Annotated in this window: 7 protein-coding genes and 1 tRNA gene; 3 read left to right on the plus strand and 5 right to left on the minus strand. The window is 68.7% G+C overall.

All coding sequences use genetic code 11. The features are described 5' to 3' along the window. Positions 1 to 629: 629 nt before the first annotated feature. The 3 genes from ACFHWS_RS01875 to ACFHWS_RS01885 form a co-directional block, all read right to left on the minus strand. A tRNA-Ile gene (locus ACFHWS_RS01875) sits at positions 630 to 703 on the minus strand. A 512-nt stretch (positions 704 to 1,215) separates the two neighbouring features. Next, entirely contained in the window at positions 1,216 to 2,037 is an 822-nt protein-coding gene (locus ACFHWS_RS01880) for an alpha/beta fold hydrolase (RefSeq protein ID WP_416567509.1), read from the minus strand. Positions 2,038 to 2,300: 263 nt separating this feature from the next. Next, positions 2,301 to 3,305 carry a 2-hydroxyacid dehydrogenase gene (locus tag ACFHWS_RS01885; RefSeq protein WP_416567510.1) on the minus strand — a complete coding sequence of 335 codons (1,005 nt, stop codon included), beginning with the start codon at positions 3,303 to 3,305 and terminating at the stop codon, positions 2,301 to 2,303. Between the two features lie 78 nt (positions 3,306 to 3,383). Between ACFHWS_RS01885 and ACFHWS_RS01890 the strand changes: the two genes are divergently transcribed. Beyond that, complete coding sequence (locus tag ACFHWS_RS01890; RefSeq protein ID WP_416557622.1) at positions 3,384 to 4,640, plus strand: FAD-binding protein; 1,257 nt, start codon at positions 3,384 to 3,386, stop codon at positions 4,638 to 4,640. A 65-nt stretch (positions 4,641 to 4,705) separates the two neighbouring features. Here the strand turns inward: ACFHWS_RS01890 and ACFHWS_RS01895 are convergent, their stop codons facing one another. Beyond that, entirely contained in the window at positions 4,706 to 6,298 is a 1,593-nt protein-coding gene (locus ACFHWS_RS01895) for a restriction endonuclease (RefSeq protein ID WP_416556290.1), read from the minus strand. A gap of 263 nt (positions 6,299 to 6,561) precedes the next feature. Between ACFHWS_RS01895 and ACFHWS_RS01900 the strand changes: the two genes are divergently transcribed. After that, positions 6,562 to 8,661, plus strand: a complete 2,100-nt coding sequence (locus ACFHWS_RS01900) for a prolyl oligopeptidase family serine peptidase (RefSeq protein WP_416567511.1) — start codon at positions 6,562 to 6,564, stop codon at positions 8,659 to 8,661. On the opposite strand, the gene ACFHWS_RS01905 is transcribed toward ACFHWS_RS01900, so the two are convergent. Beyond that, positions 8,626 to 12,558, minus strand: a complete 3,933-nt coding sequence (locus ACFHWS_RS01905) for a patatin-like protein (protein WP_416567512.1) — start codon at positions 12,556 to 12,558, stop codon at positions 8,626 to 8,628. The genes ACFHWS_RS01900 and ACFHWS_RS01905 overlap by 36 nt on opposite strands. Before the next feature lie 285 nt (positions 12,559 to 12,843). Between ACFHWS_RS01905 and ACFHWS_RS01910 the strand changes: the two genes are divergently transcribed. Next, entirely contained in the window at positions 12,844 to 13,602 is a 759-nt protein-coding gene (locus ACFHWS_RS01910) for a S1 family peptidase (protein ID WP_416556293.1), read from the plus strand. Positions 13,603 to 14,007: the final 405 nt, after the last annotated feature.

Genomic DNA, 14,007 nt, shown 5'->3' on the forward strand with positions numbered 1-14,007 from the left:
TCCACGGCGAACTCGGACACGTCCCGCCCGCCGAGTACGAAGCGCTACACGCGATGACCCACCCGGTCACCGCAACCCTGAAAACCAGCTAACCAACTCTCCATCAAACCCGGGGCTTGACACACTTCTTGACCAAAACCCTTGTCGGGCACGGTGGTTGCGGCGGCGAGGATCGCCCCGGAACGCCCTGTTGAACAGGGCCGCCACCCGCACGACGGGATTGGGTATGGTTCGGGCGGGCACCCGCTTGTCCGCGTCGCCGAGGTTGGCCTCTAATAGGACGCCGACCTGCTTGATCGCGATCGCCGGGCCGCCGGAGAGCAGGAACCACTAACCGGCGGCACCGGGCGTGATCATGGCCAGCGCGCGGGCGGCGGCGACGTCGCGCACGTCAACGAACGTGATGTACAGGTTCGGGTAACCCCGGCTTGCTGCCGTCCGGGCTGCGCTGCACGATGTGGTTGGTGCCCCGAGCGCCTCTGTCCCCCTCCCCGGTCTCCGGCCGCCGTCCTGTTCGCCGCCGTGGTGCTGTCGCTGGGCGGCAGTCCGCTGTGGATGCAAATGGCCCATGGCGTCAACCGGCAACACTCGAGAACCGGATCCGGTTCGCGGAACGCTGTACCTGGTAGTGGGGCGGGCGGGGCTCGAACCCGCGACCGAGGGATTATGAGTCCCCTGCTCTGACCGGCTGAGCTACCGCCCCGGCGAAGGAATCTTATCCGGTCGGTGTGCGTGGTGACGGACCAGTGGCACCAAGGCAGATTTTCCCACTTCACCGTGAAATGTGATGGTCAAGCGTTCGGTAGCCGACTGGCGTCTATGGGTGATACGAGCTCGCCGCCCGCTGGTTGTTCCGGCAGGACCCGATGCCGACCGTACGGCTCAGTCGGCTGCTGGTAGTCGGGATGTCGTCATTCGGCCGCGCGGTGCTGGTCGAAGCGGCCCGGCATCGGCGGATCCAGCAGCCGGACACCGCCGGCGGCTCTGTCGATCTCATTGCTGCGGACGCCCGGTCGGAAGTTGCGGCTCGTCGGGCTGGCGTTGGCGCCACGGACCCGGACAAACGTGGCAGTGCGGTTGAATCCCCGGTGTGCTGGCCGATGTCGGGCAGGCAGAGGTGGTCGCCAGCGGGGACCGAGCGGTCCTGGCGAAACGGACCGCTCGGCTTCTTGTGACGGAGTCGGTTAAGGCCGACGAACGCGGCCGGTGCCGGGCTCAGCTCTTTAAAAACGTGAGCAGATCCTGGTTGACCTGGTCCTGGTGGGTGGCGGTGATACCGTGCGGGGCGCCCGGATAATAGACCTCCTGGGCGCCGGACACCAGTTGGGCGGTCTTCATCGAAGCGTTCCCGATCGGCACGATCTGGTCGTCGTCGCCCTGCATCACCAGGGTGGGGACGTCGAAGGCGGCGAGGTCGTCACGGAAGTCGGTCTCCGAGAACGCCGCCACACTCTGGTACGCGCTCCACAGCCCGGCCTGCATGCTCCACGACCAGAACTGGTGCAGGATGCCGTCGGATACCTCGGCACCTGGCCGGTTCACGCCGTAGAACTTGATCGCCAGATCCCGGTAGAACAGCGCTCGGTCGTGGGCCAGGTTGGCCCGCATCTCGTCGAACACGGCCAGCGGCAGCCCGTCCGGGTTGTCCGGCGTCTGCACCATGATCGGCGGTACGGCGGAGATGAGCACCACCTTCGCCACCCGTCCGGTGCCGTACCGGCCGATGTACCGGGCCACCTCACCACCACCGGTGGAGTGCCCGACCAGCGTGGCGTCGGTCAGGCCGAGCGCCTCGATCACCGCGGCAAGGTCGTCGGCGTAGCCGTTCATATCGTTGCCCTCGGGCGACTGGCTGGACCGGCCGTGCCCACGCCGGTCGTGCGCGATGACCCGGAACCCCTGCTGGGCGAGGAACAGCAGTTGGCCGTCCCATGCGTCGGCGGTCAGCGGCCAGCCGTGTGAAAACACGATGGCGGGGCCGGAACCCCAGTCCTTGTAGTAGAGCTGGCTGCCGTCCTGCGTGGTGAGGTACCCCATGGCGTCACTCCTGACTCTCGGTGCGCTCCTGGTCCTGCCCCTTGATCGGCCGACCGGGCCGCGCTGCCGGGCCGGCCCGGGCTGAGCATCCGTCAAGGTGAAGAGTTTCCGCAGACGTGGGAAGCTAACCGGTGTGAACCGGCGGGCACGGGGAACCGGCCGGCCGGCCTTCAGCCATGACTTCGACACTGTCTGCTCCCGGCCGGATCGGACCGGGCCGCGGCCGGCGCTGGGCCCGGACGCCCGCGTACGGGGTTCGTCGGTCAGCGCACCAGGGCGTCGGGCTGGATGTCCGCCGGGGTGCCCTCCCGCTCGTACGCGGTCAGGCTGCCGACGGTGGTGGTGGCGATGTTGTGCAGCGCCTCCTCGGTGAAGAACGCCTGATGGCCGGTGATCAGCACGTTGGGGAAGGTGACCAGCCGAGAGAACAGGTCGTCGCGCAGCATCTGGTCGGACAGGTCCTCGAAGAACAGATCGGCCTCCTCCTCGTACACGTCGAGGCCCAGATGGCCGATCTTGCCGCTCTTCAGACCGCGGATCACGGCGGCGGTGTCGACCAGCGCGCCCCGGCTGGTGTTGATCAGCATCACGCCGTCGCGCATCTGCGCGATCCGGTCCTCGTCGATCAGGTGATGGGTGTCAGGGGTGAGCGGACAGTGCAGGGTGGTGATGTCCGACTCGGCGAGCAGCGTCGGCAACGGGACGTAACTGGCGCCGGCGGCGATGGCCTCGTCCGACGGGTACGGGTCGGCGGCGAGCACCCGGCAGCCGAACCCGGCCATGATCCGAATGAACCGGACGCCGATCTTGCCGGTGCCGACGACGCCGACGGTCCGGCCGTGCAGGTCGAAACCGAGCAGCCCGTTGAGGGCGAAGTTGTGCTCCCGGACCCGGTTGTAGGCGCGATGGATCTTGCGGTTGAGCGCCAGGATCAGCCCGGCACAGTGCTCGGCGACCGCGTGCGGCGAGTAGCCCGGCACCCGGGTGACGGTCAGCCCGAGCCGGCGCGCGGTGGCCAGATCGACATGGTTGAACCCGGCCGAGCGCAGCGCGACCAGCCGGACCCCGCCGCCGGCCAGCGTCTCCAGCACCGGTGCGTTGAGGTCGTCGTTGACGAACGCGCAGACCGCGTCGCAGCCGTCGGCCAACGGTGCGGTGTCCGCCGACAACCTCGGCTCCAGGAACACCAGGTCGTGACCGGCCTCGGCGTTCGCGGCGGCCAGGAACCGCTTGTCGTACGGCTTGGTGCTGAACACCGCCACCCGCATGGGACCTCCTCCGGCGCGACCGTAGCTTGCGTCGGTCCAGGGTACGGTGAGGCGGGTCGGCGAGAGGAGAACGGGCTGATGGCCGCTGTGGTCACCAACTGGGCGCGTAACGTAACCTTCGCCGCGCGTCACGTCCATCGCCCGACCACCGTCGACGAACTGCGACAGGTGGTAGGCAGATCGGCCCGGCTGCGGGTGCTCGGCACCGGGCACTCGTTCAACCGGATCGCCGACACCGACGGAGACCTCGTCTCGCTCGCCGGCCTGCCCGCCGAGGTGACGGTCGACTCCGAGACATTGACGGTCACCGCCGGCGGCGGTGTCCGCTACGGCGAGCTTGCCGAACACCTGCACGCCCACGGGTACGCGCTGCACAACCTGGCCTCGCTGCCGCACATCTCGGTCGCCGGTGCCTGCACGACCGCTACCCATGGCTCCGGGCGCGGCAACGGCAACCTCGCCACCGCCGTACGGGCGGTGGAGTTGGTGACCGCCAACGGAGACCTGGTCCGGCTGGACCAGTCCCATCCCGATTTCGCCGGCGCGGTGGTCGGTCTCGGCGGGCTCGGCGTGGTCACCAGCGTTGCCCTGTCGATCGAGCCGACCTTCGATGTGGCGCAGTACGTCTATCACGGGCTGTCCCGCGACGCGCTCGTCGCCGGATGGGACCGACTCCAGGCCAGCGGCTACAGCGTCAGCATGTTCACCGACTGGACCGGGACCGGTATCGACCAGGTGTGGGTGAAACGGCGCACCGACCACGACCATCCGCCGGTCGACGCCGCCGGGTTGGGGCTCGCCGCCGCCGACGGCCCCCGCCACCCGGTGCCCGGAATGCCGGTGGAAAACTGCACCAGCCAGCTGGGGGTGGCCGGTCCGTGGCACACCAGGTTGCCGCACTTCCGGCTCGACTTCACTCCGAGCAGCGGTGCCGAACTACAGTCGGAATACCTGGTAGCGGCCGGCGACGTGGTAGACGCCCTCGACGCGGTGGCCCGGATTCGCGACCGGGTCGCGCCCGTGCTGCAGGTCTGCGAAATTCGTACCGTCGCCGCCGACGAACTGTGGCTGAGCATGAACCATTCGCGGGACAGCGTCGCGATCCACTTCACCTGGGTCGCGGATGCTACGGCGGTGACGCCGGTGATCGCCGCGGTCGAGCAGGCGCTGGCGCCGTACGCCCCCCGACCGCACTGGGGCAAGCTGTTCGGTATCGGCCGGGACGAACTCGCCGGCAGGTACTCGCGGTGGGACGACTTCGCCGACCTGCTAACCCGCTACGACCCAACCGGAGTGTTCCACAACGACTTCCTGGACCGGTACTTTCCCCGCTGACCCGCTGACCCGCTGACCCGCTGACCCGCTGACCCGCTGACCCGCTGACCCGCGACGGTCGCGGCTCAGGCCCGGCGGTCGATGCGGGCCTTGACCCCGCCGGTCTCGGCGAGCATGTGCAGCAGCGCCGAGCCGTCGATCAGCTCCAACGGCTTTCCGGAAGCGAAGTCGAAGGCCGCCGAGGTGTAGCCGGCGGTGGTCACCAGGATGCCGTTCGAGGCGTTCTCCGCCTGGACGACGCCGAACAGGTCACGGACCGCAGACACGTCCATGGTTCCGCCGCCGCGCCGAGCCAGCACGACGACCGTGCCGCCGAACAACGGGCGGGGATCGTGCGCCATGCACTCCACCGTGCCGTCGGCCGTCGTACGTACCTGGCGTACCTGCAGCCCGAGCTTGGTGAACAGGTCGGCGATCAGCTGCTCGAACTGGTCAGCCGGTGTGGTCAGCAGGTCTGGTCGCTGGTCCAGGTCGGCGAGGACGTCGATCTCATTGGCGAACCGCTTGTCGACCTGGTCGAAGTCGACAATGGCGGGCACCGACGCCAGATCCACCGGGTCGGCGGAGATCCGTGCGCCGAGCCGGCGCAGGCAGGCAGCCGGGTCGACGTTGGCCAGGTTGATCGCGACGAACTCGTCCCGGGTGGTACGCAGACTGACCAGGCAGGGCCGGGCCGGTCGGCCGGTGGCCGGGTCGATCCGTTCGACGATGCCGTTGATACAGACAGTCTCCAGCAGCCTGGTACGGTCCGCCTCGTACAACTCGTGCACCGTACGCAGGGTGATCTGGGTGATGAGGTCGGCGTACCGGTCGGCGATTTCGGTCGCCGAGCGGCCGACCGCCGTCACCTCGTCGTCGGCCGGCTGGTAACGGTACTCCCGGATCCGGGGCACGACCTCGACCGCCGGCAGGTGGTACTCGACCACCAACTGACGGGACTCGGGCAGGTAGGCGAGCCGGTAACGCTGCGGGAAGTCGTCCGGGTAGACGGAGTTTCCGAGCACCAGCCCGAAGTACTCGACGACGGCCTTCGGGTCGGCGGCGGCGAAGACGGCGGAGAACCGATCGATCGCCGCGTTGTGCGCGGCGATCTTGGCGGCCAGCTTCTCGCACTGCTGACGGTACTTTTCCTCGGCTGCGGCCAGCCGGCGGCGCCGCTGCGCCTCCGCCGCCTCGTGTTTCGCGGTGGCCTGCTCGAACGCCTGTCGCGCCTCGGCGACCTGCTGCTGGTGGCGGACCTCGCCGCCGAACATTCGGCCCAGACCGGCCGGCTCCGGCGGGGCGAAGTCGGACCACTGCGGTGCGGCCAGCGGTACGGCGAGATCACCGGGATCGAACGGCGGTGGGGTGCTGCTGCGCTTGAGCCGTTCGAGGTCGATGTGGTCGTCGACGGCCAGGGTGTCGGCGAGCAGCTCCTCCAGCTCGGCTACCCGCGACCGCAGGTTCGCGTTGGCCGCCGCGACCTTCGCCGCACGGGCCTCGGTGTAGAGACGCTTGCGTTGGCGTTCGTCCTCGGTGGCGACCTGCTCGGCGGCCTGCCGGGCGTTCTCCGCCTCCCAGACCATCTGCTGATGCTGACGGTACGCGAAGGCCTGGGCCCGGTGCTGGGCGTGCACCTGCTGGGCGTGTGCCCGCTGCGCCTCCTGCATGCTGCTCATCTGTCAGCCCCGATCGTCGCCGGTCCACTCCCACCCCAACCGTCTGCGCCACCCGGCCCGGACGGATCACCGGTCGCACGTCTGCAGGTTGGACGTGCGTCAATCTTGTCCGACCGTCACGGTAGCGTCCAGTGTCCAGCTTCGGCGGCGACGTTCGCAGCCGGCCTTGAGACAGCACCCTCTGCTGGGCGGTGCGGTACGACGAGTTTGCCTATCCTGGTGCGTACCCCCGTAGAGCGGGCCGGGGGCGGGGAGGAAGACGGATGGTGATGGACGGCCGGGTGTCGCACGGCGGCGATCCGTACCTCTGGTTGGAGGAGGTGCTCGGTGACGCTGCCCTGGACTGGGTGCGCGACCGAAACGCGGAGACCACCGCCGGCTGGACCGCCGAGCCGGGGTTCACCCAGCTGCGGGACCAGATCAAGCAGGTGCTCGACTCCGCCGACAAGATCCCCGACCCGACCTGGCGCGGAAACCACCTCTACAACTTCTGGCAGGACGCCGGACATCCCCGCGGGGTGTGGCGGCGGGCCACCCTCGACGAGTTCCGTCGGCCGCAGCCGAGCTGGGAGATCCTGCTCGACCTCGACGAACTCGCCCGGGTCGAAGGGGAGAACTGGGTCTGGAAGGGCGCCCACGTGCTGCGGCCCGGGTACGACCGGTGCCTGGTGGTGCTGTCCCGGGGCGGATCGGACGCCGCGGTGGTCCGCGAGTTCGACCTGACCACCCGCGACTTCGTGCCGGACGGCTTCATCGTCGCGGAGGCGAAGAGCACCGTCTGCTGGATCGACCGCGACCACATCTACGTGGGCACCGACTTCGGGCCCGGCACCGTCACCAAATCCGGCTACCCGCGGACCATCCGGCGCTGGCAGCGCGGCACCGCGCTGGCCGACGCCCCGCTGGCGTTCGCCGGCGAGGTCGACGATGTCACCGTCTCCGTGGTACACGACCCGACCGCCGGCTACGAGCGTGACCTGGCGGTACGGCGCACCGAGTTCTTCCGCAACCGGACCTACCTGCTGCGGCCCGACGGCGGTTGGGGCCTGGTCGACGTGCCCTCGGACGCCGAGATCGACCTGCATCGGCAGTGGCTGCTGATTGAGCTGCGCAGCGACTGGCAGGCCGGTGACACTACCTACCCGGCCGGCGCGGTGCTGGTCACCCCGGTCGACGAGTTCCTGGCCGGCAAACGGGAGCTGACCGCGGTCTTCGAGCCGACCGAGCGCTCCGCCTACAGCTACCACGCCTGGACCCGCAACCATCTGCTGCTGGTCACCCTCACCGACGTCCGTAGCGAGATCACCGTACTGACCCCCGGCGACGACGGCTGGCGGCGGCGCGCGCTGCCCGACGCCGGCGGATTCGACCACACCGATGTGGCCGACACCGAGCCGGACCGAGGCGACGAGTTCCTGCTGCACACCGCCGGGTTCATCCGGCCACCGACGCTGTTGCACGGCACCGTTGACGGGCCGATGCGGCCGGTCAAGACCGGTCCGGCATTCTTCGACGCGGACCAGATGACCGTCCGGCAGTTCTTCGCCGTCTCCGCCGACGGCACCGAGGTGCCGTACTTCCTGGTCACACCGGGCGAGACCAGCCCGCCCGGACCGGCGGCCGGGCTCACCTTGATGACCGGGTACGGGGGTTTCGAGATCGCCTGGACCCCGACCTACAGCGGCGTCGTCGGTGCTGGCTGGCTGGCCCGGGGCGGCAGCTTCGTGGTCGCCAACATCCGGGGCGGCGGCGAGTACGGACCGCGCTGGCACACCGCCGCGCTGCGGGAGAACCGGCTCAGCGCCTACGATGACTTCGCCGCCGTCGCCACCGACCTGGTCGCCCGTGGCCTGTCCAGCCCGGACCGGCTCGGCGCCTACGGCGGCAGCAACGGCGGGCTGCTGATGGGCGTGATGTTGACCCGCTGCCCGGAGCTGTTCGGCGCGATCGTCGGGCAGGTGCCGCTGCTGGACATGCGCCGATATCACAAGCTGCTCGCTGGAGTCTCCTGGATGGCCGAGTACGGTGACCCCGACGATCCGGCGGACTGGGCGTTTCTGCGGGAGTACTCGCCGTACCAGAACATCCGACGGGGCACGGCGTACCCGCCGTCGCTCTTTCTCACCTCGACCCGCGACGACCGGGTCCATCCCGGCCATGCCCGCAAGATGGTCGCCCGGCTGCGCGAGTACGGCCACGACGTCACCTACCACGAGAACGTCGAGGGTGGGCATTCCGCAGCCGCGGACAACGCACAGCAGGCGTTCAAATGGGCACTGCTGCTGGAGTTTGTCCGGCGCACCCTGACCGGTGAGCGCCGGGCGGCGTCAGACCCGATCCGGGGACTGCTCGGTAACAGGTAGGAAGACGGTGACGACCGCCATGCAGGACGCCCAGACGACGAGCAGCCCGGTCAGCTGACCGCTGGTGATCCGGCCGGGACACAGCAGGTGCGCGGCGGTTGCGACTACTATGCCGGTGCCGATGATCGCGGCGAGAGCCGGCCACGGCTTCGTCCAGCCCCAGAGCAGGACCGCGCTCAGCGCTACGGCGAGCAGTCCGATTCCGATCGCCGGGAAGTGCGCTTCGGGAACGCCCTGCACGGTGACCTCGGCACGGGGGGTCACCAGCCGCAGCGACTCGAGCGCGAGTCCTTCCAGCAGCCGGCGGGGCTGTTTCCAGATGACCAGCGGCAGGAGCAGAAGCAGCATGGCGCAGACGAAGACGGCCCGCCGGACGGGGACGTGACGACGATGGTTCGCCGCGCTCCACGCCGCGTCGTACGGCTGCTTCTGGCGCCGGAGGCGGGGTAGCGGGATCCGGGCCGGGTCGTGCCGGTGGGCGAGCCACCACAAGGTGGTGACGGTGACGGTGCCGACGATCGTCAGGGTTTCCGGGCGGTTGCCGAGCAGGCTGCCGCTCGGAAGCAACCAGAGCAGCCCGACGCCTCCTGCGGTGAAGACGACCGCCAGCACCAGGCCCAGGGCCCGCCAGCGCCGCGCGGTGCACCACATCTGATGGCCGACCCGGTGCCACTCCTCGCTCCACGATTCGGTCTCGCGGTCGAGCCGTGCCCAGTCTCGGGTGCCCCGGATCCAGCCGGCGACGATAGCGGCAGCCGTGAGCAGCGCGGCGACGCCAGCGACCCAGCCGGGGTGGTTCTCGTCGGCGCGGGACGCGTCGGCGATCGACGCGTAGCCGAGCAGGACCAGCAGGGTGGTGGCGGCGGCGCGGGCCGGGTCAGCGGCCAGTGGTAGCAACACGATCAGCGGCCGGATCAGCAGCAGCAGGGCGCGGCCGACCCTGGTCGGCCAGCCCTTGCCGGCCGGCCAGAGGGCCCGGTAGGTGAGGTGGGCCGCTCGGCTGGACAGACCGTAGCGGTAGGCGACCGGAAGGTCTCGGACGCCTTCGTTGCCGCAGGACACCCGGTTGGTGAGTTGCTCCCAGTGGTCCATCGCCGCTGGCTGCCGGGGTTGGTCAGGGTTGTCGGGCCGGCCCGTTTCCCTGGCTTCCTGGTCCTCCTCCAGCAGAACCTGATATTGCAGCCAGCTCTTCAGCGCGCGCTTGAGACACTCCCGCTGGTCAGGCTGCAAGCGGCTCATTCTGGTAGGCGCGGGCGGTAGGTCACCGTTGCTGCCGGTGAGGATCCGTCGCCATTCCCGTCCCGACACACCGGGGACGGGTTCTTGGACCCATCGCTGCCAGACGCGGTTGAGCTCGTTGTCGTCGCAGCAACCGCAAAGCCCGTCGACGATCATGTCGGTGATGCCGGCAGTGGCGTCCAGCCGGCCCCAGGCCCAGTCGTTGGCCCGCCACGACCGGCGGAGGAAGGATCCAAAGTTGTGCAGCGTGGTACCGGCCAGCTTGGCACGGGAGTTGATTACCGGATCGGCTGGCTCGAGTCGGCCGGTGCGCAGCCGCTCGGTCAGGCGCTTGCGCCGTTCGCTGCAGTCGATGTTGCGGAACTTCTGCTGCAGCGGGCTCTCCTGGTTGCCGGTGATCTTGTGGTAATGGACGACGGGTTGAACTCCCGGCACGCCGCCGGCTACCGCGAAGATGGTGTGCAGCTTCTTGATGCTCAATTTGCGCAGTGATGACTCGTGGACGTCCTTGAATGCCGAGTCGCACCAGGCTCGCCGGTCCTTTGGACACAGGTCGTCGTCGCTGCGCAGTTTTCGCCTGGCGATCGGTTGGCCAATCTCCAGCAACTCTACTTTAAGGTCCTCGGCCAGCGTCCAGATTTCGTGCAGCGCGGTCCTCCCAGGGCTTGACATGTCGACTTCCCTGGCCATGTACTTCGCCGGGTACTGTTCGAACAGCATGCGGTTGAACTGTTGATCGTCGCATTGCCCGTCGGCTATCGCTTGGCGGAGTTTGTCGGGGAGACCTGGCAGCCCGTGCTGCAGGGCGCGGGCGCGTCGGGTGGCGGTCAGCAGGTCCGGGTTCTCCAGCGCGCCGCCCGATCCCTGGAAGTCCCGAAGCAGTTCGGCGCCGGCCAGGTCCCGGATGTGGTCGGCCAGCGCCAGCAGCCGGTAAAGTTTGCCCTTGACCTTCCGTAGGCGTTTGGCTGCCTCGTCGCCCGCTGCCTGGTCGTCGTGGTAATCGGAGTTGCGATTCTTCTCCTCGAGTGCACGGATCCAGGAGATCAGCATGGTGGTGGCGCTGTAGGCCGCTTCGATGTCTTGGAACTCCTCCTCGTCGTTCCCCGTTCCCTGGTGGTAGATGTCGTCGAGTTGTGCCTGGATGTTCAGCGCCTCGTACTCGCCGAGAACCTGATACGGCCCGGACAGTGCCGGTCGGCCGATGGAGTACTCCGCCGGCTTCGTGAGAATCTCGGCGAGCTTCTGGGCGTCGACGGAGTGTCGATAGTCACGATAATGATCCGGTAGCGGTGGTGGCGGATCGCTATCACGTCTGACGACTCGGTCGCTGATCAGCGTTCGGCGGCAGGTCCGGCACTCACAGGCCGGTGGTCGCCAGCTGCCCAGGGGCCGGCGGCGCGCTCTGGTGAGCATGATCTGCTGGGTGATGAGGTGCTGCCGGATCTGGGCGGCGAGGCCGATGTCGTTGGTGCTGCGAATGTGCCCGAGCTCGCCCTCCTCGGTCTCGGTGCGTTGTTTCAACGCGATCGCCCGCAGCAGCACCCGGAGCCAGTGCAGGGCACCCTTGCTGTCCGGCTGAGTCGGGGAGCTACGAGCCGACGGTGACGGATCCGGGTCCAGGTAGATCAACCGTCGGTCGGTGGGGGAGACGGCTGCGGTCCGGCAGATCGCCAGCAGCGCCCGCCGGATCGGAATGTTGTCGAAGATCCCTCCGTCGACCACGTAGTACGGTTCGGACCCGATGTACAGACTGGTCCTCCGCGGCCGCAGTCCGGAGAAGACCATCGACATCTCCGGCACCGAGGTCCGGTCCGTGCCGGCGCCGTACTCCAACCTGTTGTGGTGACCGGCGACGGCGTGGATCGACGCGGGCTCGAACGCCCCGGGGAACGACGATGTGGCGCGGGCGGCAAGAGCGAGTCGATCCAGCCGGTACTTGACCGGGTGCGGCGGATCGTCACACGGATGGTCGGTGGCGTCCGGCCGGTCGGCGGGTCCGGGAAAGTCGGTGATCCCGGTGTCGAGCGGAGCGTCGCGGCGGGTGAAGTGGAACTGGGCCTGTCCTTCGGCCAGGCTGCGTTCCTGGTTCTGGTCCTGGGCCAGCAGGGTGGCGGACAGGTCGACGGTCATGTCGTCGGTGGCGAGTGCGGCGTGACCCCGGTCGCGCAGCCGGTAGAGCGCCCGGCAGATGCGGTGGTAGAGATACTTGTCGCCGGCCAGCAGCGACGGTACCCGACCGACCGGGCGGGGTTGCCGCATCATCTGCCACAGGTCGGCGTCGTCGAGCCAGAGGTTGCGGACCGCGTCGACGGTCGAGCCGACGCACTGAGCCACGCCGTAGACGACGGCGTTGAGACCACCGGCACTGGCACCGGCGAGTACGTCGATTTTGACCTCGTCGTAGCGGGCGAGCCGGAGCATGCTGGCGTAGATTTCGGCCCGCTGCTGCTGGGCGGGGCGTTCCGGGGACTTCCCCCGCCGCAGGGTCGCGGTGCCCTGCGGGCCGGGTGTGGTCCGGCGCAGCACATCCAGTTCCGCGACCGCCCCACCGATCCAAACAGCCAGGCTGACACCGCCGCGCATGGCCAGGGCGATCCGCAGCTCACGGCGGTTGGGTAGAGCGTTCTCCTCCGGTAGGGGATCTCGATCCTCCGACATGTTCACCTCCGCTCGGCAGCACCGGGAGGCATTCGCATGGTCGCACGGGCCGCGGGCGTGCCGGGCCGATCCCAGGCGACCTCATCCTGTGACATGCGGCGTCCGGCGCCCCATCACCCGGTGGTAGGGCAGGACCGGCATCCCTAGACGCATTGAAATATCGCCGTTTGTCGATAGAGTTCGCATCGGGTACCTAGCAACGCCTGTCCGACAAGGCCGAACAACCTGTTTGTCGCCGCGCCGCCATCGGTCGGCGCGTACCCCCTGACGATGAGGACACGCACGATGAAGGCACTCCCGCTCCTGTCCCGGCTGCTGCTGGCCACCGGGCTCGCCGCCGCCAGCCTCGCGATGCCGGCCACCACGGCGCAGGCCGCACCGCCGTCCAGCACCGCCGACGAGATCGGCACCCTGGTGGTGAACGGCCGTCCGGCCACCGAAAACTACCCGTTCATGGTCTACACCTCCGGCTGCACCGGTTCACTAATCAAGTCGAACTGGGTGGTCACCGCCCGGCACTGCCCGACTCCGGCCTCGGTGCGGGTGGGCAGCGTCAACCGGACCAGCGGCGGCACGGTGGTCCGGGTGACCCGCGCGGTCAATCATCCGCGGATCGACGTCAAGTTGATGCAGCTGGCCAGCTCGGTGACCTACGCTCCGGCACCGATCCCGACCACCTCCGGTGCGGTCGGCACCGCCACCCGGATCATCGGCTGGGGCCAGACCTGTGCTCCGCGTGGCTGTGGCTCGGCCCCGACCGTCGCCCACGAGCTGGACACCTCGATCGTCGCGGACAGTCGGTGTCGCCGTATCGACAGCGCGTACGAGATCTGTACCAACAACACCAACGGCAACGCCGGTGCCTGCTACGGGGACTCCGGTGGTCCGCAGGTTCGGAGGGTCTCCGGGCGGTGGTACCTGATCGGCGCCACCAGCCGCGCCGGTAACAACAACTCCACCTGTGCCACCGGCCCGTCGATCTACGGCGACCTGCCGTCGATCCGCTCCTGGATCGACACCCAGGTGGGTGGCCTGCCTGCCTGACCCGCACCAGCCTGAACCCCAACTTTCCGTGCGCCGCGCCGGTCCGCCGGTGCGGCGCACCCCTGCGATCACCCGGCGGGTGGAATATCTCACTGCGGTATCGGTTCGACTCGTAGCGATTCCGCTGAGTTTCCAGGCGGTAGCTTGCGGTACGTGGGTCGCCTTGTTGGTCGAACGAGGTGAATGCGGTCGGTGTCCGTCACGCGGCTCTGAGCTGCCGAGGCAAGATTTTTCAGCCGAGGTTGAACCCGGCCCATTGACCGAAAGTATGATGTCGGCGGGTTGAGGGACGCCTGCCAATTTTTCACTAACCGTGAGACTCCCTGGATGCAGGATCGGGCTGCTTGACAGCTCGGATAACCCGCTTTTAGCGTGGCTTCTCGTAAACGTGGTGCGAACTCGTTC

Origin of the sequence: Micromonospora sp. LOL_013 (genome assembly GCF_048060315.1) — a bacterium.
Taxonomy (GTDB): domain Bacteria; phylum Actinomycetota; class Actinomycetes; order Mycobacteriales; family Micromonosporaceae; genus Micromonospora_E.

What these genes read in the sequence shown, in the direction of transcription:
- ACFHWS_RS01910 (WP_416556293.1), top strand. Translation starts at nt 12,844, where the DNA reads ATGAAGGCACTCCCGCTCCTGTCCCGGCTGCTGCTGGCCACCGGGCTC.
- ACFHWS_RS01885 (WP_416567510.1), bottom strand. Translation starts at nt 3,305, where the DNA reads ATGCGGGTGGCGGTGTTCAGCACCAAGCCGTACGACAAGCGGTTCCTG.
- ACFHWS_RS01880 (WP_416567509.1), bottom strand. Translation starts at nt 2,037, where the DNA reads ATGGGGTACCTCACCACGCAGGACGGCAGCCAGCTCTACTACAAGGAC.
- ACFHWS_RS01900 (WP_416567511.1), top strand. Translation starts at nt 6,562, where the DNA reads ATGGTGATGGACGGCCGGGTGTCGCACGGCGGCGATCCGTACCTCTGG.
- ACFHWS_RS01905 (WP_416567512.1), bottom strand. Translation starts at nt 12,558, where the DNA reads ATGTCGGAGGATCGAGATCCCCTACCGGAGGAGAACGCTCTACCCAAC.
- ACFHWS_RS01895 (WP_416556290.1), bottom strand. Translation starts at nt 6,298, where the DNA reads ATGAGCAGCATGCAGGAGGCGCAGCGGGCACACGCCCAGCAGGTGCAC.
- ACFHWS_RS01890 (WP_416557622.1), top strand. Translation starts at nt 3,384, where the DNA reads ATGGCCGCTGTGGTCACCAACTGGGCGCGTAACGTAACCTTCGCCGCG.